The organism is Streptomyces sp. CBMA152, assembly GCF_014596475.1.
Classification (GTDB): domain Bacteria; phylum Actinomycetota; class Actinomycetes; order Streptomycetales; family Streptomycetaceae; genus Streptomyces.
In genome coordinates this window covers 650,796-669,408 of sequence record NZ_MECJ01000028.1, presented here as the reverse complement: position 1 = coordinate 669,408, position 18,613 = coordinate 650,796, and the positions used below count along the sequence as shown (strand labels likewise).

Here is an 18,613-nt window from a genome sequence, read left to right as displayed (position 1 = left end):
CGTGGGTCAGGACGACGGGATCGGGGCCATCAGGTGCTGGCTGATCCACTGCATGGTCCCGTCGCCCATTCCCTTGATGTACGTGTGGGCGTTGTGCTTGCCGCCCTGGATGACCTGGAGATGGGTCTTGACCGGGCCCTTGCCGTAGCGGTCGATGAACCCCTTCAGGTTCGCCATGCCGCCTTCCTTGGTGCCTATCTGGAAGGCGAGGTCGACCTCGGGGCCGTTGGTGTCGATCAGCTGCTGGGCGAGCTTCTCCGGGTTGTTCGCCTGCTTCTCGGCCTCGTGGCCGGCCCACAGCGGCGAGTCCGGCACGGTGTCGGGGCCCGAGGCGATCACGGCCCGGAACTGGTCGGGGCGCTTGAGCACCGACTTCAGGCCGACGAAGCCGCCGGAGGACGAGCCCATGAACGCCCAGCCGTCACGGGACTTGAAGGTGCGGAAGTTCGCCTTCACGAAGTCCGGCACGTCCTCGGTCATCCAGGTGCCCATCTTGGGGTGGCCCGGGATGTCGCTGCCGTCGTAGTAGTACTTCGCGTCCGGGTTGAGGACCGGCATCACCACGACGAACGGGACGCTCTTGCCCTCCTTCGACCACTCGGTGATGCTGCTCTGCAGCTTGAGGTCGGTGCCCATCCAGTAGTTCTTGGGGTAACCGTTTCCTCCCGGCAGCGCGATGAGGACCGGGAAGCCGCTCTGGGCGTACTTGGGGTCGAAGTACTGCTTCGGCGCCCACACCCACACCTTGCCGGTGAAGCCCGACTTCTTGCCGTGCAGTGTGGTCACGCCGATCTTGGTGCCGTCCTCAAGGGTGTTCTGCGTGGTGAACTCGGCCTTGGGGCCGGTCGGCAGCAGCGTCTTGGCGCTGACCTCGGAGGCGTTCTTGTCCTGCGGCGTCTGGGGCGCCTTGCTGCCGCTCTTGGGCGCAGCCGACTGGGCGCTCGGGCTGTCGAAGCTGACCGGCTTGCTCTCGTCCGAGCAGCCGGTGACCAGCACGACCGAGCCGAGGACGGCGGCGGCTATCAGCGCGGCGGGACGGCGATTCATACGGTGCTCCGAGGTGTTTTGTCGCTTACAGGCCAAGTGTGCGTTTCTCGTGCGATCTCCGCAGGGAGAGACGACCATTCGTTCGATACGGTTCGTCGCCGTACGTCTCGGATCCGACACGAGTCAGTGATCCCGCCCACGTCGCGCTCTACGCTGCTGTTCGACCGTACTTGACGGCCCGGGCCGGTCGGCCAGGGTATTTCGTCCCGGGCCTGTCGCCCGGTCCTGTCGCCTTGGGGGAGCAGATCGCGATGCAGCCGCTCGAAGCGGACGAACCGCGCACCATCGGCGCCTACCGTCTGCTCGGCAGACTCGGCGCGGGCGGCATGGGCCGCGTCTATCTGGGCCGCAGCGCCGGCGGCCGTACGGTCGCGGTGAAGGTCGTCCACCCGCACTTCGCGCTCGACGAGCAGTTCCGGGCCCGCTTCCGCCACGAGGTGGAGGCGGCCCGGCGGGTCGGCGGGGCCTGGACCGCGCCGGTCCTCGACGCCGACCCCGAAGCGGCCGTCCCGTGGGTGGCCACCGGCTATGTCGCGGGCCCCTCGCTCGCCCAGGCGGTCACCGCGCACGGCCCGCTGCCCGAGCACGCGGTGCGCGCGCTCGGCGCCGGGCTCGCGGAGGCGCTGGCTGCGGTACACGCGCTTGGTCTCGTCCACCGGGATGTGAAGCCCTCCAATGTGCTGCTCACGCTGGACGGGCCCCGGCTGATCGACTTCGGTATCGCCCGCGCCACGGACGGCACGGCCTCGCTCACCGCGTCAGGTGTGTCGATCGGTTCGCCGGGCTATATGTCGCCCGAGCAGATCCTGGGCAAGGGGGTCACCGGGGCGGCCGATGTGTTCTCGCTGGGCGCGGTGCTCGCGTACGCGGCCACGGGTGCGCCGCCGTTCCCGGGCGACTCCTCGGCCGCCCTCCTCTACAAGGTGGTGCACGAGGAGCCGGAGCTGGGCGGCGGACTCGGCGGCGAGCTGCGGGCGGCGGTGGCCGCGTGCCTGGCCAAGTCGGCGCCGGACCGCCCGGTTCCCGCCGAACTCGCCCGCGCCCTGGCCCCGGCCGGCGCCGCCGCCCTGGTCGCCACCGGCTGGCTGCCGGGCGCGCTGGTGGAGGAGGTGAGCCGGTCGGCGGTACGGCTGCTGGATCTGGAACCGGAGGCGCCGGCCCCGGATATCTCGGGTCCGGTGGCGTTCACCAGCCCCTCGGTGGGGGTGTTCGGTCCGCCGGACGCGTCGTACGGGGCGGCTGCGCCGGTCGCGCAGAGCGGTGGCTCTTATACGTACGGGAACGGGGCCGCCAGTAGTACGGGTGCGGGCGTCGCCGATGCCGTGCCCGGGCCGCGTACGCCCGAGCCGCCCGCCGCGCTGCCCCGGGTCTCGCTCTCCGTCGGTACGGCGGTCGAGCCGGGGGAACGGGGGCGGGGGCGGCGGATCAGCTGCACGGTGGCGCTCGCGGTCGCGGGTGCGCTGGCGGCGGTGACGGTCGGGAGCGCGTTCATGTTCGACCTGTTGCCGGGAGGCGGCGACAGCGGCGCGAAGTCCAGTGGCTCGGCGTCCTCGCCCGTGCCTCCGGGGTCGTCTCCCGGCGGGACCGGCGGGCCGACGGTGTCCGCGCTGCCGCAGGCGTTCATCGGAACCTGGCAGGGCCCGATGACGGAGTCCACGACCGGGCAGCCGCACGGCGATCTGACGGCGGTGTTCACGGCGGGAGCCAAGGGCGAGGACGTGCTGCACTCCTCGTCGAAGATCACCGTCATCGGTACGACCGTGGAGTGCTTCGGCGTCGGCAAGCTCGTGTCCGGCACGGCGGACAAGGTGACGATCGAGGAACGTACGGACCCGGCCAAGCCGGGGACGGCGGGCCTGTGCACCAGCGGCACGGCCACGCTGGTCTTCACGCGCAACGCGGACGGCACCCTCAAGTACGAATCCCAGGAGGAGGGCGCGGGCAAGCCGTACGCGACGCTGGTGAAGAAGTAGGGGCGCGCGGTGGGGTCACCCGGCGTGCGCCCGGCGGCCGGACCGGGGGCGCGGGTGGCCCGCCCGCCACCCGGACCGAGGCGGGGCAACCGTGCTGGCGTAGGCTGGCGCGGTCCGTCCGAACCCCGCCGAAAGGGACACTCCGGTGACTGAGAAGGCCGAGCTTCAGTCCGTCCTCGACCGTGCCGCGGCGGGTGGACGCATCACCCCCGAAGAGGCCCTCGACCTCTACCGCTCCGCCCCGCTGCACGCGCTGGGCGCCGCCGCCGACGCGGTGCGCCGCCGCCGGTACGCCGGGACCGAGCACATCGCGACGTACATCATCGAGCGCAACATCAACTACACCAACGTGTGCGTCACGGCGTGCAAGTTCTGCGCCTTCTACGCGGCCCCCAAGGACACCAAGAAGGGCTGGACGCGCGACCTCGACGACATCCTGCGCCGCTGCGCGGAGACCGTCGAACTGGGTGGCACCCAGATCATGTTCCAGGGCGGCCACCACCCGGACTACGGCGTCGAGTACTACGAGAAGCACTTCAGCGCCATCAAGCAGGCCTTCCCGCAGCTGGTCATCCACTCCCTCGGCGCGTCCGAGGTCGAGCACATGGCCCGTATCTCCGGGGTGACGGTCGAGGAGGCCATCACCCGTATCCACGCGGCCGGTCTCGACTCCTTCGCGGGCGCGGGCGCCGAACTGCTGCCCGAGCGGCCGCGCAAGGCGATCGCGCCGCTCAAGGAGAGCGGTGAGCGCTGGCTGGAGATCATGGAGGCGGCGCACGGCCTCGGCGTCGAGTCGACGTCCACGATGCTGATGGGCACCGGCGAGACGAACGCCGAGCGCATCGAGCACCTGCGGATGATCCGCGACGTCCAGGACCGGACGGGCGGCTTCCGGGCCTTCATCCCGTACACGTACCAGCCCGAGAACAACCACCTCAAGGGCCGTACGCAGGCGAGCGTCTTCGAGTACCTGCGGATGATCTCGATCGCGCGGCTCTTCCTCGACAACGTCGCCCACATCCAGGGCTCCTGGCTGACCGTCGGCAAGGAGGCGGGCCAGCTGTCGCTGCACTACGGCGCGGACGACCTGGGCTCGATCATGCTGGAGGAGAACGTCGTCTCCTCGGCGGGCGCCAAGCACCGCTCCAACCGCATGGAGATCATCGAGCTGATCCGCAAGGCGGGGCGCGTGCCGGCGCAGCGGGCGACGACGTACGAGCACCTGCTGGTCCACGACGACCCGGCGAACGACCCGGTCGACGAGCGGGTCATGTCCCACATCTCGTCGACGGCGATCGAGGGCGGCACCGCCCACCCCGAGCTGAAGCTGCTGGCCTCCAACTAGCCTGCGCATGCTGACGATTCACGCCCCTTCGGTGGGGGATGCGGTGGTGGTCGAGGGCGCGCTGGTGGCCGCGATCGGGCCGTATCCGGAGCTGGTGGCGGCGTATCCGGGGGCGCGGGTGCGGCGGTGGCCCGGTGTGCTGCTGCCCGGGCTGGTCAATCCGTACGGGGCGGAGCTGCTGGAGCGGGCGTATCACCCGGATCCGCGCGAGGCTTCCGCGCTGGGCACCGAGCCGATCCTGTCCCCGGACTTCCCGGTCGACGAGGCGCGTCGGGGCGGGAGTGCTCGGCGGGGGGTGCAGCGGTTGTTGGCGCACGGGGTGGTGGCGGTTTCGGGGGAGCTGCGGTCTCGGGTGGTGGTGGAGGCGGTGCGGCGGTCGGGGCTGGGTGTGCTGCCCGGGTCTGTTCCGTCCGGGACGCCGTCCCTTGGTGCGGGTGTTGCCCTGCCGCCGCTGCGGGTGGGTGGGGCGGCGCGGTTTGCGGTTTTTGACGGGGATGTGTGTGTGGTGACGGTGCTGGATGGTCGGCTGGTGTATCGGGCGCGTTGATTCCCCCACCCCGCCCCTTCCCTAAAGCCTCCGGCGGGTGTCGTTCGGCTGGCCGCCGGTGGGGGCTTGTCGCGCAGTTCCCCGCGCCCCTAGGAGGGCCCGAAGGGCCCATCTTTAGGGGCGCGGGGAACTGCGCGAGCAACCCAGCACGGTCCGCAGACGGAGAGCTCCCTCGGAGAGTTTCGGGAAGGGGCGGGGTAGGGGACGCCGCACGGCAACACGGGGGGCGTGGGCGGCGGGGCGGAGCCCCGGGGGCACAATGTGGGGGTGACCCGCGCATCCCTGGACAAGCAGCCGCACGAAGTCGCCTCGATGTTCGACGACGTCGCCGCGAACTACGACCTCACCAATGACGTGCTCTCCCTCGGCCAGGCCCGCCTCTGGCGCAAGGAGGTCGCGAAGGCGGTCGACGCGCGCCCGGCGCAGAAGATCCTCGACCTCGCGGCGGGCACGGCCACGTCGTCCCTCCCATTCGCCGCGACCGGCGCGTACGTCGTCCCGTGCGACTTCTCCATCGGGATGCTGAAGGTCGGCAAGGCGCGCCACCCGCACCTGCCCCTCACCGCCGGCGACGCCACGAAGCTGCCGTTCAAGGACGACACCTTCGACGCCGTCACCATCTCCTTCGGCCTGCGCAACGTGCAGGACACCGACGCCGCCCTGCGCGAGCTCTTCCGCGTCACCCGCCCCGGCGGCCGCGTCGTCATCTGCGAGTTCTCGCAGCCGACCTGGAAGCCGTTCCGTACGGTCTACACCGAGTACCTGATGCGCGCGCTGCCCCCGGTGGCGACGGCCGTGTCGTCCAACCCCGACGCGTACGTCTATCTCGCCGAGTCCATCCGCGCCTGGCCCGACCAGCCCGAGCTCGCCGCGAAGCTCCAGCGGGCCGGCTGGTCGAAGGTCGCCTGGCGCAACCTCACCGGCGGCGTCGTGGCCCTGCACCGCGGCTACAAGCCCCAGTAACCGGGCGGGCAGCACACCACCGTGGACTACCAGACCGTCCTTGAGCGGATCGCGGACGACGTCGCGCCGCTCATCGGCAGCGGCACCCCCGCCGCGTACATCCCCGCCCTCGCGGACGTCGACCCGTCCCGCTTCGGCATGGCCGTCGCCGACCTCGACGGCAAGGTGTACGGAGTGGGGGACTGGCAGCGGCCGTTCTCCGCGCAGTCGATCACCAAGGTCTTCACGCTCGCCCTCGCGCTCGCGCGCGGCGGCGACAGCCTCTGGGAGCACGTCGGCCGCGAGCCGTCGGGCAACCCGTTCAACTCCCTCGTACAACTGGAGTACGAGAACGGCATTCCGCGCAATCCGTTCATCAACGCGGGCGCGCTCGTCGTGACGGACCGGCTCCAGACCCTCACCGGTGACGCGAGCAGCGAGATCCTGGAGTTCCTGAAGGAGGAGACCGGGAACCCGGACCTCGCGTTCGACGCGGACGTCGCCGAGTCGGAGTCGGCGCATGGCGACCGCAACGCCGCGCTCGCGCACTTCATGGCCTCGTACGGCAACATCGCCAACGACGTTCCGACGCTGCTCGACCACTACTTCTGGCAGTGCGCGATCGAGATGAGCTGCGAGGACTTGGCGCTCGCGGCCCGCTTCCTGGCCCGCCACGGGCTGCGCGCGGACGGCTCGCGTCTGCTGACCCGTAGCGAGGCGAAGCAGATCAACGCGGTGATGATGACCTGCGGGACGTATGACGCGGCGGGTGATTTCGCGTACCGGGTGGGCCTGCCCGGCAAGAGCGGCGTCGGCGGCGGCATCGTCGCCGTCGTCCCGGGTCACTGCACGCTGTGCGTGTGGTGCCCGGGCCTGGACGCACGGGGCAACTCGGTCGCGGGCGTGGCGGCGCTGGACCGTTTCACGACGCTGACGGGCTTGTCGGTGTTCTGACCCCCACCCCGCCCCTTCCCGAAACTCTCCGAGGGATCCCGTTCGCCTGCGGGCCGGTGGGGGCCGGTCGCGCAGTTCCCCGCGCCCCTAGGGGGTTGCTGGCTCAACTTGTCCGAAAGACACCCATCGACCGGGGTTTAGGGGCGCGAGGAACTGCGCGAGCAACCAAACACGGTCCGCAGGCAAGATCAGGGGCGCGGGGAACTGCGCGACCAGCCCAAACCGGCCCGCCGACGAACCGCACGGCCAAAGCCGCCGTCGTCACAGCGACAGCTGGAAGCGATACCCCGTCCGCTGCGACACCGGCGTCGTGAACGTCTCCGCCAGCGTCATCCCCAACCGCCGCGTCACGGCGACGGACCGCGCGTTCCGGGCGTCGACCATCGCCACGACATGGTCGACCCCGGCGGCACGCACCCGGTCGACGGCTACGCGCGCCGCGGCCGTGGCGTAGCCCCGGCCCCACGCCGAACGGGCGAGCCGCCACCCGATCTCCACCTCCCCCACGGGGCCCCACGCGTGCGGCCACGGCTGCGCCCCGGTGAAGCCGAGGACCTCGTCGTCCTCGCCCAGGAGGGTCCACAGACAGAACCCCCGCTCCGCGTCGTGCTTGCGCTGGCGCGCGGTCAACTCCTCGTACACCGACACCTCCGCGGACGCGCCCCCGTGGAACTCCATGACCTCCGGATCGTCGAACACCTCGTGCCACGCGTACGCGTCCTCCTCGGTCGGCACCCGCAGCCGTACGACCGGCAGGGACGTCTCCTGAGCGGAGTCAGTGGTGGACTCAGTGGAGTCGGTGGAGCTCATGGCGGGGCCAACCCTTCGCGATGTCGATCAACAGCCACCCATAGACTGCACATGTCCTGTGCATTCCGGCACGCAAAATCGAGTCTTCGGGAGAACCCGCTGTGACCGAGCCCCTCTCCGAACACACCGCGGATGTGATCGTCGTCGGGGCCGGCCCCGCCGGGTCGACCACCGCGTACTACCTGGCCAAGGCCGGACTCGACGTACTGCTGCTGGAGAAGACCGCCTTCCCGCGCGAGAAGGTGTGCGGCGACGGGCTCACCCCGCGCGCCACCAAGCAGCTGGTGGCGATGGGCATCGACATCTCCGAAGAGGCCGGCTGGCTGCGCAACAAGGGCCTGCGGATCATCGGCGGCGGCGTCCGCCTCCAGCTGGACTGGCCGGACCTCGCCAGCTACCCCGACTACGGACTCGTCCGCAAGCGCGACGACTTCGACGAGCAGCTGGCCCGCCAGGCGCAGAAGGCGGGCGCGCGGCTGTACGAGCGGTGCAATGTCGGCAGCCCCGTCATCGACGACCGTACGGGCCGTATCACCGGCGTCCACGCCAAGCTGGGGGAGGAGAAGACCGAAGTCACCTTCCACGCGCCGCTCGTGGTCGCCGCCGACGGCAACTCCACGCGTCTCTCCCTCGCGATGGGCCTGCACCGCCGCGAGGACCGCCCGATGGGCGTCGCGGTGCGTACGTACTTCGAGTCGCCCCGCCACGACGACGACTACCTGGAGTCCTGGCTGGAGCTGTGGGACCGGCGCGGCCCGGGCGAGGACCGGCTGCTGCCCGGCTACGGCTGGATCTTCGGCATGGGCGACGGCACCTCCAACGTCGGCCTCGGCGTCCTCAACACCTCCGCCTCCTTCAAGGAGCTCGACTGGCGCGAGGTGCTGAAGGCCTGGTGCGCCTCCATGCCCGCCGACTGGGGCTACACGGAGGAGAACATGACCGGCCCCATCCGCGGCGCCGCCCTCCCCATGGCCTTCAACCGCCAGCCGCACTACACCAAGGGCCTGCTGCTCGTCGGTGACGCGGGCGGCCTGGTCAACCCGTTCAACGGCGAGGGCATCGCGTACGCCATGGAGTCCGGCCAGATCGCGGCCGACGTCATCGTCCAGGCCCACGCCCGCGCGACCCCCGCCCAGCGCGAACTGGCCCTGCACAACTACCCGAAGATCCTGAAGGACACGTACGGCGGCTACTACACGCTCGGCCGCGCCTTCGTGAAGCTCATCGGCAACCCGAAGGTCATGAAGATCGCCACCCAGCGCGGTCTCACGCACCCGGTCCTGATGAAGTTCACGCTGAAGATGCTCGCGAACCTCACCGACCCCACGGGCGGCGACGCGATGGACCGCATCATCAACGGCCTCTCCAAGGTGGCACCCAAAGCTTGATCATTCAAGGCCGGATCATCACTGACCCGGCCTTACCAAGGTGGCTCCGAAGGCCTGACCCCCCGCCAACCGGCATACAGCCGAGGGCCGTCACTCCCCGAGCGGGTGACGGCCCTCAGCTGTATGTGTGGTTCTGCCTGCTATGTGCCTACGCGTCAGAGAACGCGGACCGCGCCCGTCGGCTGGTCCCAGTCCAGACCGCGCTCGACCACACCGGTCGAGGAGTTCTGCGCGCCCACGAACTTGCCGCCGCCCACGTAGATCGCCACGTGGTACGCGGAGCCGGAGCTGCCCCAGTAGAGGATGTCGCCGGGCTGCAGGTTGGACAGCGAGACCTGGCGGCCGGTGGCCGACTGGTCCTGCGAGACGCGCGGCAGGTCGACGCCCACCGTGCGGTACGCGGCCTGCACGAGGCCCGAGCAGTCGTACGCGCTGGAGCCCGTGGCACCCGAGACGTACGCCTTGCCGACCTGGGCGAGCGCGAAGTCCACGATGGACGCGGCGGAGCCGGTCGCGGACGAGGACACGGTAGAGCTGCTGCCACCGGTCGACGCGCTGAGCGTGGTGCGCTCGGAGGAGCGGGAGGCGCGCGCGGAGGCGTCGGCCTTCGCCTTGGCGTCGGCCTCGGCCTTCGCCTGCTTCTCCGCCTCGGCCTTGGCGTCCGCGTCGGCCTTGGCCTTCTTGGCGACCTTGGCGGCGCTGGAGGCGGCCGCGTTCTGCTGGGCCTGCAGCTGGAGGTCGTTGGCGACCTGCTGGGTGGCCTCGGCGGACGCGGCGGCGGTGGTGGCGAGCCCGGCCGTGAGCGTGGGCATCTCGATGGTCTCGGTCACCGGCTCGGCGGCCTGCGCCGGTCCAGTGGCACCGGCCACCGCGAGGGTGCTGAGGACGCCACCGGCAACTCCGGCCCGGAGCGCGAGCTTCGAGGCGCTTCGGCGGGGCTTCCGGTGGCTGGGTATGTGAGCGGTGTGGGACATGAGGACAACCGCTATCAGGGGTTCACGGTTCCCTTCAAGAAACGTGTGCTGCGCCACAGTTGTGCTCGGAAGGGACGAATCCGCTTCCTCTGCACCTTTATTGACGCCGTAACGGGCAATCCGGGCAGGCGCGATCATGGCTGTGATCATGTGGTTTTTATAAAAGGTCCGAATTGCCTGCCGCCTACCATCCGTTCACACCATTGGCCAAGCCCGGTTTATTCGGTGACCAAATCGTGTGACGCAGGTCACTTCGTAGCCGCCCCTCGGCCATCCCGTAACCGGCCCGTGATCGATGGGGCGGCGAACCGGTCGACCCGTCTTGTCGCTTCGGTTCGGCCGGGGTCGGTTCAAGCCGATCCGGAGCGTGATCCGGAGTTCGTGAACGCGTGCACAGGTCCACCCTCCGGCGAACACTTCACCCGCATGAGTGAGCCGAGATCCTTTACCACCCGAACGAGTCCATCGCCAATTTGCCTGTAGGGCTCATGTCTTGATAGTGCCGCACCCCTTGCGACCAGCGGTAACAAGGGCGGATGCTACGCCTTGTGATCACTCGGCCGCTTCGGGTGTGAAGATCACTGCTCATCCGACTTCATGATCCTTCGTCAGGTGGTGGAGATCACAAAGCCGTTGACGTACCCCGTGTCGCAGATCACAGACCACCGGGCATAGGATGCGGTGCAGTCGGGCTTGTGAACTGCCTCACATGTGCGCGATCTTCGCGTAGCGACGCGAACTTCGCGTGGCGAGGGGGGTGGTAGCGGCGCCCGCTGTGCGGTCCAACGGTCAAGGACGACTGGAAGGAGCGAGGAGCGTGAATGCCTACGCGCCCATCCTCGTGCTCGGCGCCCTCGGGGCAGGGTTTGCGATCTTCTCCGTGGTCATGGCCACGCTTATCGGCCCAAAAAGGTACAACCGGGCAAAACTTGAGGCGTACGAGTGCGGCATCGAACCGACTCCCACGCCGGCCGGAGGCGGCCGCTTTCCCATCAAGTACTACCTGACGGCGATGCTCTTCATCGTCTTCGACATCGAGATCGTCTTCCTCTACCCCTGGGCCGTCACGTTCGACGCCCTGGGGGTCTTCGGGCTCGTGGAGATGCTGCTCTTCGTGCTCACCGTCTTCGTCGCCTACGCGTATGTGTGGCGGCGCGGCGGCCTGGAATGGGACTGAGGGGCTGAGGGGCACCTATGGGACTCGAAGAGAAACTGCCGAGCGGGTTTCTGCTGACCACCGTCGAACAGGCCGCGGGCTGGGTGCGCAAGGCGTCCGTCTTCCCCGCCACCTTCGGCCTGGCCTGCTGTGCCATCGAGATGATGACGACGGGGGCGGGCCGCTACGACCTGGCCCGCTTCGGCATGGAGGTCTTCCGCGGCTCGCCGCGCCAGGCCGACCTGATGATCGTGGCGGGCCGGGTCAGTCAGAAGATGGCGCCGGTCCTGCGGCAGGTCTACGACCAGATGCCCAACCCCAAGTGGGTCATCTCCATGGGCGTTTGCGCATCCTCGGGCGGAATGTTCAACAATTACGCGATTGTGCAGGGTGTCGACCATATCGTTCCGGTCGACATCTATTTGCCCGGTTGCCCGCCCCGGCCCGAGATGCTCATCGACGCGATCCTCAAGCTCCACCAGAAGATCCAGAGCTCCAAGCTCGGTGTGAACGCGGAGGAAGCGGCCCGCGAGGCCGAGGAAGCCGCCCTCAAGGCGCTCCCCACCATCGAGATGAAGGGGCTGCTGCGGTGAGCGACACTCCCAAGACCCCCGAGACGCCGGAGACTCCAGAGCCCCCCGGCCAGAACGGCTCTCTCCCCGCCCAGCGCGAGGACACCGGCGACGTCATCGGCGTACGCAAGGGCATGTTCGGTGCCGCGAACGGTGGCGACACCAGCGGCTACGGCGGCCTGGTGCGCACCGTGGCCCTGCCCGGCGCCGCCTCCCGCCCGTACGGCGGCTGGTTCGACGAGGTGGCCGACGAACTCGAAGGCGCCCTGGAGGAGCAGGACCTGCTCCCCGGCAACGCCATCGAGAAGACCGTCGTCGACCGCGACGAGCTCACCTTCCACATCGCGCGCGAGCACCTCGTCCAGGTGGCCCGCACCCTGCGCGACGACCCGGCCCTGCGCTTCGAGCTCTGTACGGGCGTCAGCGGCGTCCACTTCCCGGGCGACAAGGGCCGCGAGCTGCACGCCGTCTACCATCTGCGCTCGCTCACCCACGGCCGGCTGATCCGGCTCGAAGTCACCGCCCCGGACAGCGACCCGCATGTGCCGTCCCTGGTCGCGGTCTATCCGACCAACGACTGGCACGAGCGCGAGACCTACGACTTCTTCGGCCTGGTCTTCGACGGCCACCCCGCCCTCACCCGGATCATGATGCCGGACGACTGGCAGGGCTTCCCGCAGCGCAAGGACTACCCCCTCGGCGGCATTCCCGTCGAGTACAAGGGCGCCCAGATCCCGGCTCCGGACCAGCGGAGGTCGTACAGCTGATGAACACGTCCAGCGAAGCTCCCCGCGCTTCGGCCGCCTCCGCCCGGGAGACCACCGAGGGGACTGTATATACAGTCACAGGCGGCGACTGGGACGAGGTCGTCCAGACCGCGGCCCGCGCCGACGACGAGCGCATCGTCGTCAACATGGGCCCCCAGCACCCCTCCACCCACGGCGTGCTCCGACTCATCCTGGAGATCGACGGCGAGACGGTCACCGAGGCCCGCTGCGGCATCGGCTATCTGCACACCGGCATCGAGAAGAACCTCGAATTCCGCACCTGGACGCAGGGCACCACCTTCGTCACGCGCATGGACTATCTGACGCCGTTCTTCAACGAGACGGCGTACTGCCTGGGCGTGGAGAAGCTGCTCGGCATCACCGACCAGATCCCGGACCGTGCCTCGGTCCTGCGGGTCCTGCTGATGGAGCTCAACCGGCTCTCCTCGCACCTGGTCTGCATCGCCACCGGCGGCATGGAACTCGGCGCCACCACGATCATGATCTACGGCTTCCGCGATCGTGAACTCATTCTCGACGTCTTCGAGCTGATCACCGGCCTGCGGATGAACCACGCGTTCATCCGGCCGGGCGGACTCGCCCAGGACCTGCCCCCGGGCGCGGTGGACCAGCTCCGCGAGTTCGTGAAGACCATGAAGAAGAACCTGCCGGAGTACGACAAGCTCGCCACCGGCAACCCCATCTTCAAGGCCCGTATGCAGGACGTCGGTTACCTCGACCTGACCGGCTGCATGGCGCTCGGCGCGACCGGACCGATCCTCCGCTCCGCGGGCCTGCCGCACGATCTGCGCCGCACCGATCCGTACTGCGGCTACGAGACCTACGACTTCGACGTCCCCACCGCCGACTCCTGCGACTCCTACGGCCGCTTCCTGGTCCGCCTGGAGGAGATGCGCCAGTCGCTCCGGATCGTCGAGCAGTGCCTGGACCGGCTTGAGCCCGGGCCGGTCATGGTCGCCGACAAGAAGATCGCCTGGCCCGCCCAGCTCGCGCTCGGCCCGGACGGACTCGGCAACTCCCTGGACCACATCAAGAAGATCATGGGCACCTCCATGGAGTCCCTGATCCACCACTTCAAGCTGGTCACCGAGGGCTTCCGGGTCCCCGTCGGACAGGCGTACGCGGCCGTCGAGTCGCCCAAGGGCGAGCTCGGGGTGCATGTCGTCAGCGACGGGGGCACCCGCCCCTACCGGGTCCACTTCCGCGACCCGTCGTTCACCAATCTCCAGGCCATGGCGGCGATGTGCGAGGGCGGCCAGGTCGCCGACGTCATCGTGGCCGTGGCGTCCATCGACCCCGTGATGGGAGGCGTCGACCGGTGACCGAGAGCACCCCGACGAGCCTGGGCATGCCCCAGCTGCCCGCGCCCGACTTCCCGGCCGACGTCCGGGCCCGGCTGGAGGCGGACGCCAAGGACGTCATCTCCCGCTACCCCGACAGCCGTTCCGCGCTGCTGCCGCTGCTGCACCTCGTGCAGTCGGAGGAGGGGCACGTCACCCGCACCGGGATGCGCTTCTGCGCCGAGATGCTGGACCTGACCACCGCCGAGGTCACCGCGGTGGCCACCTTCTACACGATGTACCGGCGCAAGTCCTCCGGCGACTACCAGGTCGGCGTCTGCACCAACACCCTGTGCGCGGTGATGGGCGGGGACGCCATCTTCGACGAGCTCAAGCGCCATCTCGGCGTCGGCAACGACGAGACGACCGCCGACGGCAAGGTCACCCTCGAACACATCGAGTGCAACGCCGCCTGCGACTTCGCGCCCGTGGTGATGGTCAACTGGGAGTTCTTCGACAACCAGACCCCAGAGTCCGCCAAGCGCCTCGTCGACGACCTGCGCGCGGGCAGGCCGGTGGAGCCGACCCGGGGCGCGCCCCTGTGCACCTACAAGGAGACGGCCCGGATCCTGGCCGGCTTCCCCGACGAGCGCCCCGGCGCCGTCGCGGCGAGCGGGGGCGCGGGCCCGGCCTCACTGGTGGGCCTGCGCCTGGCCCGGGGCGAGGCCCCGCACGCACGCGTGGTCCACCCCCGTGGCGAGGGCCCCCGCGACGAACCCCAGCCCGGTTCCCAGCACTTGAGCTCGCACGACGCACCGCACCAGACCTCTGCGTCCGACCCCGCACACCCGGCGGGCCCGGTCGACGAGGAGGGGGAGTGATGACCTTGGCAGCCGAACTGAGTGGGAACGGGAACGGAAGCAGCTCCGAGAAGCTGCTGGCACCCGTGCTGTCGGCCTTCTGGGACCAGCCCGAATCCTGGACCCTGGAGACCTACCGTCGGCACGACGGCTATGAGGGGCTGCGCAAGGCGCTGGCCATGTCACCGGACGACCTCATCGCGTATGTGAAGGACTCCGGTCTGCGCGGCCGTGGCGGCGCGGGGTTCCCGACGGGCATGAAGTGGCAGTTCATCCCGCAGGGTGATGGCAAGCCGCACTATCTAGTTGTCAACGCCGACGAATCGGAGCCCGGGACCTGCAAGGACATCCCGCTCCTGTTCGCCAACCCGCATAGCCTCATCGAGGGCATGGTGATCGCCTGTTACGCGATCAGGTCGTCGCATGCGTTCATCTATCTGCGCGGGGAGGTCGTCCCCGTACTGCGGAGGCTGCACGAGGCCGTGCGGGAGGCCTACGCGGCGGGCTACCTCGGCAAGGACATCCTCGGCAGCGGAATCGACCTCGACATCACCGTGCACGCGGGCGCGGGCGCGTACATCTGCGGTGAAGAGACCGCCCTGCTGGACTCCTTGGAAGGCCGTCGCGGTCAGCCCCGGCTGCGTCCTCCTTTCCCTGCGGTCGCCGGTCTCTACGCGTGCCCCACTGTTGTCAATAACGTCGAGTCCATCGCCAGCGTTCCCGCGATCCTCAATCGAGGAAAAGACTGGTTCAAGTCGATGGGAAGCGAGAAGTCCCCGGGCTTCACGCTGTATTCGCTCAGCGGGCATGTCGCCAACCCCGGCCAGTTCGAGGCCCCGCTCGGGATCACGCTGCGCCAGCTCCTCGACATGAGCGGCGGGATGCGCCCGGGCCACCGGCTCAAGTTCTGGACCCCGGGCGGCTCTTCGACCCCGATGTTCACCGACGAGCACCTGGACGTGCCGCTGGACTACGAGGGCGTCGGCGCGGCCGGCTCGATGCTGGGCACCAAGGCCCTGCAGTGCTTCGACGAGACGACCTGCGTGGTGCGGGCGGTCACCCGCTGGACCGAGTTCTACGCCCACGAGTCCTGCGGCAAGTGCACGCCGTGCCGCGAAGGCACGTACTGGCTGGTGCAGTTGCTGCGCGACATCGAGGCCGGCAAGGGCGCGATGGGCGACCTCGACAAGCTCTCCGACATCGCCGACAACATCAACGGCAAGTCGTTCTGCGCGCTCGGCGACGGCGCCGCGGCCCCGATCTTCTCCTCGCTCAAGTACTTCCGCGAGGAGTACGTGCAGCACATCACCGGCAAGGGCTGCCCCTTCGACCCGGCCAGGTCGACCCTGTGGGCCGACGGCCCCCACCGCACCACGGAGGTGAACGCATGACGGTGACCACTGGCGCTCCCTCCGGCGGCGGAGAGGCGGCGGTGCCGCCCGAGGACCTGGTCTCGCTGACCATCGACGGCGTAGAGATCAGCGTCCCCAAGGGCACGTTGGTGATCCGGGCCGCCGAGAAGCTCGGCATCGAGATCCCCCGGTTCTGCGACCACCCGCTGCTCGACCCGGTCGGCGCCTGCCGCCAGTGCATCGTGGAGGTGGAGGGCCAGCGCAAGCCGATGGCGTCCTGCACCATCACCTGCACCGACGGCATGGTGGTGAAGTCGCAGCTGACCTCGCCGGTCGCCGAGAAGTCCCAGCGCGGGGTGATGGAGCTGCTGCTCATCAACCACCCGCTGGACTGCCCGGTCTGCGACAAGGGCGGCGAGTGCCCGCTGCAGAACCAGGCGATGCAGGTCGGCGACCCGGACACCCGCTTCGAGGGCAAGAAGCGTACGTACGAGAAGCCGGTGGCGATCTCCACGCAGGTGCTGCTCGACCGCGAGCGGTGCGTGCTGTGCGCGCGGTGCACCCGGTTCTCCGAGCAGATCGCGGGCGACCCGATGATCGAGCTGCTGGAGCGCGGCGCGCTCCAGCAGGTCGGCACCGGCGAGGGCGACCCGTTCGAGTCGTACTTCTCCGGGAACACCATCCAGATCTGCCCGGTCGGCGCGCTGACCTCGGCGGCGTACCGGTTCCGCTCCCGCCCGTTCGACCTGGTGTCGTCGCCGTCGGTGTGCGAGCACTGCGCGGGCGGCTGCGCGACCCGTACCGACCACCGGCGCGGCAAGGTCATGCGGCGGCTCGCGGCCAACGAGCCCGAGGTCAACGAGGAATGGCTGTGCGACAAGGGCCGGTTCGCCTTCCGGTACGCGCAGCAGCCGAACCGTCTGACGACGCCCCTTGTCCGCGACGACGACGGTGAGCTGAGGCCCGCCTCCTGGCCCGAGGCGCTGGAGGCGGCCGCGACCGGGCTGATGGCGGCCCGGGGCCGGGCCGGGGTGCTCACCGGCGGACGGCTGACCGTCGAGGACTCCTACGCGTACGCCAAGTTCGCGCGGATCGCCCTCGACACCAACGACATCGACTTCCGCGCGCGCGTGCACTCCGCCGAGGAGGCCGACTTTCTGGCGGCGAAGGTCGCCGGGCGCGGCCATCTCACCGGCGAGGGCGTCACGTACACCGCGCTGGAGAAGGCGCCGGCGGTGCTGCTCGTCGGGTTCGAGGCCGAGGAGGAGGCGCCGGGCGTCTTCCTGCGGCTGCGCAAGGCCTGGCGCAAGCACGGCCAGCGCACCTTCTCGCTCGCCACCCACCTCACCCGGGGCCTGGAGAAGGCGGGCGGCACGCTGCTGCCCGCCGCCCCCGGGACCGAGACCGAGTGGCTGGACGCGCTGGCGGGCGGGGTCGGCCTGGACGGCGACGGCTCGGCCGCCGCCGAGGCGCTGCGGGCCACCGGCTCCGTCATCGTCGTCGGCGAACGCCTCGCGGCCGTCCCGGGCGCGCTGACCGCGGCCGTACGGGCCGCCGCCGCGACCGGCGCGGAGCTTGCGTGGATCCCGCGCCGGGCCGGTGAGCGGGGCGCGCTTGAGGCGGGTGCCCTGGCGGCGCTGCTGCCGGGCGGGCGTCCGTCGACCGATCCACGCGCGCGTGAAGAGGTCGCCGCCGTCTGGGGCGTACGCGAACTCCCGCACCGCTTCGGGCGGGACACCGGCCAGATCGTGGAGGCCGCGGCCACCGGGGAGCTCGGGGCGCTGCTCGTCGCGGGCGTCGACCCGGCCGATCTGCCGGACGCTTCACGCGCGCGTGAAGCGCTCGCCGGGGCGTTCGTCGTGTCTCTGGAGCTGCGCCCGAGCATGGTCACCGAGCACGCGGACGTGGTCTTCCCGGTCGCGGCCGTCGCCGAGAAGTCCGGCTTCTTCCTCAACTGGGAAGGCCGGGCGCGGATGTTCGAGGCCGCGCTCAAGCCCGAGCAGATGACCCGGCGCCTGCCGCCCACCGACGCGCGCGTGCTGCACATGCTGGCGGACGCCATGGATGTGCACTTCGCGCTGCCGGACAACCGCTCCGCGCGCGCGGAGTTGCAGCGCCTGGGCCACTGGGACGGGCCGCGCGCCACCGAGCCGCTGGAGACGGCCCTGCCGCTGCCCCGGCCCGGTGAGGGCGAGGCGGTCCTGGCGGGCCACCGGCTGCTGCTCGACCACGGCACCCTCCAGGAGGGCGACGAGGCGCTGGCCGGGACCCGGCACGCGGCCGTCGCCCGGCTCTCGGCGGCGACGGCGGCCGAGACCGGCGTCAAGGACGGCGACCTCCTTCGGGTGAGCGGCAGCGCGGGCGCGCTCCAACTGCCCCTGAAGGTCACCGAGATGCCCGACCGGGTGGTGTGGCTGCCGCTCAACTCGACCGGCGGCGGCGTCCTCGCGGACACGGGCGCGGTCCCGGGCCAGGTCGTCCGTATCGGCCCGGCGGCGCAGGACGCCGCCACCGCCGCACCGGAGGTGCAGCCGTGACCGACTTCCCCGTCCGCCCCGCGGCACCGGGCGCCGCCGTCCACGTACCGGAGGTGCGAGCGTGACCCCGACCTTCCTCGCGGCCGAG

The 18,613-nt window shown here is 70.1% G+C and carries 16 protein-coding genes; 13 read left to right on the top strand and 3 right to left on the bottom strand.

The annotated features are described in order from the left end of the window. Window positions 1-6 precede the first annotated feature (6 nt). Window positions 7-1,047 (bottom strand): esterase family protein, encoded by a 1,041-nt coding sequence (locus BG418_RS26605; protein ID WP_188276476.1) that lies wholly within the window; start codon window positions 1,045-1,047, stop codon window positions 7-9. Between the two features lie 251 nt (window positions 1,048-1,298). Between BG418_RS26605 and BG418_RS26600 the strand changes: the two genes are divergently transcribed. The 5 genes from BG418_RS26600 (at window position 1,299) to BG418_RS26580 (ending at window position 6,808) form a co-directional block, all read left to right on the top strand. Further along, entirely contained in the window at window positions 1,299-3,020 is a 1,722-nt protein-coding gene (locus BG418_RS26600) for a serine/threonine-protein kinase (RefSeq protein ID WP_188276475.1), read from the top strand. 145 nt (window positions 3,021-3,165) lie between these two features. Continuing rightward, window positions 3,166-4,365 (top strand): cyclic dehypoxanthinyl futalosine synthase, encoded by a 1,200-nt coding sequence (mqnC, locus tag BG418_RS26595; protein WP_188276474.1) that lies wholly within the window; start codon window positions 3,166-3,168, stop codon window positions 4,363-4,365. Between the two features lie 7 nt (window positions 4,366-4,372). Next, window positions 4,373-4,912 (top strand): imidazolonepropionase-like domain-containing protein, encoded by a 540-nt coding sequence (locus tag BG418_RS26590; protein WP_188276473.1) that lies wholly within the window; start codon window positions 4,373-4,375, stop codon window positions 4,910-4,912. Between the two features lie 267 nt (window positions 4,913-5,179). Continuing rightward, window positions 5,180-5,875 carry a demethylmenaquinone methyltransferase gene (locus BG418_RS26585; RefSeq protein ID WP_188276472.1) on the top strand — a complete coding sequence of 232 codons (696 nt, stop codon included), beginning with the start codon at window positions 5,180-5,182 and terminating at the stop codon, window positions 5,873-5,875. Window positions 5,876-5,896: 21 nt separating this feature from the next. Next, window positions 5,897-6,808, top strand: a complete 912-nt coding sequence (locus BG418_RS26580; RefSeq protein WP_188276471.1) for a glutaminase — start codon at window positions 5,897-5,899, stop codon at window positions 6,806-6,808. A gap of 261 nt (window positions 6,809-7,069) precedes the next feature. On the opposite strand, the gene BG418_RS26575 is transcribed toward BG418_RS26580, so the two are convergent. Beyond that, a complete protein-coding gene (locus BG418_RS26575) occupies window positions 7,070-7,618 on the bottom strand; it encodes a GNAT family N-acetyltransferase (RefSeq protein WP_188276470.1) in 549 nt (182 codons plus the stop codon). A gap of 101 nt (window positions 7,619-7,719) precedes the next feature. Here BG418_RS26575 and BG418_RS26570 point away from each other — a divergent pair, with 101 nt between their 5' ends. Continuing rightward, window positions 7,720-9,006, top strand: a complete 1,287-nt coding sequence (locus BG418_RS26570) for a geranylgeranyl reductase family protein (protein ID WP_188276469.1) — start codon at window positions 7,720-7,722, stop codon at window positions 9,004-9,006. Window positions 9,007-9,161: 155 nt separating this feature from the next. Here BG418_RS26570 and BG418_RS26565 read toward each other — a convergent pair whose 3' ends face one another. Beyond that, entirely contained in the window at window positions 9,162-9,980 is an 819-nt protein-coding gene (locus BG418_RS26565) for a C40 family peptidase (RefSeq protein WP_188276468.1), read from the bottom strand. A gap of 817 nt (window positions 9,981-10,797) precedes the next feature. On the opposite strand from BG418_RS26565, the gene BG418_RS26560 reads away from it, so the two are divergent. From BG418_RS26560 to BG418_RS26530, 7 genes are read left to right on the top strand one after another with little or no spacing between them, the layout of a single operon-like run. Further along, the gene (locus BG418_RS26560) at window positions 10,798-11,157 is read left to right on the top strand and encodes an NADH-quinone oxidoreductase subunit A (RefSeq protein WP_007383963.1); all 360 of its coding nucleotides are present in this window, start codon (window positions 10,798-10,800) and stop codon (window positions 11,155-11,157) included. A gap of 17 nt (window positions 11,158-11,174) precedes the next feature. Continuing rightward, window positions 11,175-11,729 (top strand): NADH-quinone oxidoreductase subunit B family protein, encoded by a 555-nt coding sequence (locus tag BG418_RS26555; protein WP_006382209.1) that lies wholly within the window; start codon window positions 11,175-11,177, stop codon window positions 11,727-11,729. After that, window positions 11,726-12,475: an NADH-quinone oxidoreductase subunit C gene (locus BG418_RS26550; protein WP_188276467.1), complete on the top strand. Its 750-nt coding sequence runs from the start codon at window positions 11,726-11,728 to the stop codon at window positions 12,473-12,475. Before BG418_RS26555 ends, BG418_RS26550 begins: the two co-directional genes overlap by 4 nt. Continuing rightward, window positions 12,475-13,818 (top strand): NADH-quinone oxidoreductase subunit D, encoded by a 1,344-nt coding sequence (locus BG418_RS26545; protein ID WP_188276466.1) that lies wholly within the window; start codon window positions 12,475-12,477, stop codon window positions 13,816-13,818. Before BG418_RS26550 ends, BG418_RS26545 begins: the two co-directional genes overlap by 1 nt. A gap of 26 nt (window positions 13,819-13,844) precedes the next feature. Then, entirely contained in the window at window positions 13,845-14,657 is an 813-nt protein-coding gene (gene nuoE / locus BG418_RS26540) for an NADH-quinone oxidoreductase subunit NuoE (protein WP_188276602.1), read from the top strand. Continuing rightward, on the top strand, window positions 14,657-16,027 hold the full coding sequence (gene nuoF, locus BG418_RS26535; protein ID WP_188276465.1) for an NADH-quinone oxidoreductase subunit NuoF: 1,371 nt from the start codon (window positions 14,657-14,659) through the stop codon (window positions 16,025-16,027). Before nuoE ends, nuoF begins: the two co-directional genes overlap by 1 nt. Further along, window positions 16,024-18,525 (top strand): NADH-quinone oxidoreductase subunit G, encoded by a 2,502-nt coding sequence (locus BG418_RS26530; RefSeq protein WP_188276464.1) that lies wholly within the window; start codon window positions 16,024-16,026, stop codon window positions 18,523-18,525. The genes nuoF and BG418_RS26530 overlap by 4 nt, the downstream gene beginning before the upstream one ends. The last annotated feature ends 88 nt before the right edge of the window (window positions 18,526-18,613 follow it).

Excerpts from the sequence above, each read along its gene's own strand:
- BG418_RS26575 (WP_188276470.1), bottom strand. The coding sequence starts at position 7,618 with ATGAGCTCCACCGACTCCACTGAGTCCACCACTGACTCCGCTCAGGAG.
- BG418_RS26600 (WP_188276475.1), top strand. The coding sequence starts at position 1,299 with ATGCAGCCGCTCGAAGCGGACGAACCGCGCACCATCGGCGCCTACCGT.
- BG418_RS26545 (WP_188276466.1), top strand. The coding sequence starts at position 12,475 with ATGAACACGTCCAGCGAAGCTCCCCGCGCTTCGGCCGCCTCCGCCCGG.
- nuoE (WP_188276602.1), top strand. The coding sequence starts at position 13,845 with ATGCCCCAGCTGCCCGCGCCCGACTTCCCGGCCGACGTCCGGGCCCGG.
- BG418_RS26605 (WP_188276476.1), bottom strand. The coding sequence starts at position 1,047 with ATGAATCGCCGTCCCGCCGCGCTGATAGCCGCCGCCGTCCTCGGCTCG.
- BG418_RS26555 (WP_006382209.1), top strand. The coding sequence starts at position 11,175 with ATGGGACTCGAAGAGAAACTGCCGAGCGGGTTTCTGCTGACCACCGTC.
- nuoF (WP_188276465.1), top strand. The coding sequence starts at position 14,657 with ATGACCTTGGCAGCCGAACTGAGTGGGAACGGGAACGGAAGCAGCTCC.
- BG418_RS26590 (WP_188276473.1), top strand. The coding sequence starts at position 4,373 with ATGCTGACGATTCACGCCCCTTCGGTGGGGGATGCGGTGGTGGTCGAG.
- BG418_RS26530 (WP_188276464.1), top strand. The coding sequence starts at position 16,024 with ATGACGGTGACCACTGGCGCTCCCTCCGGCGGCGGAGAGGCGGCGGTG.
- BG418_RS26565 (WP_188276468.1), bottom strand. The coding sequence starts at position 9,980 with ATGTCCCACACCGCTCACATACCCAGCCACCGGAAGCCCCGCCGAAGC.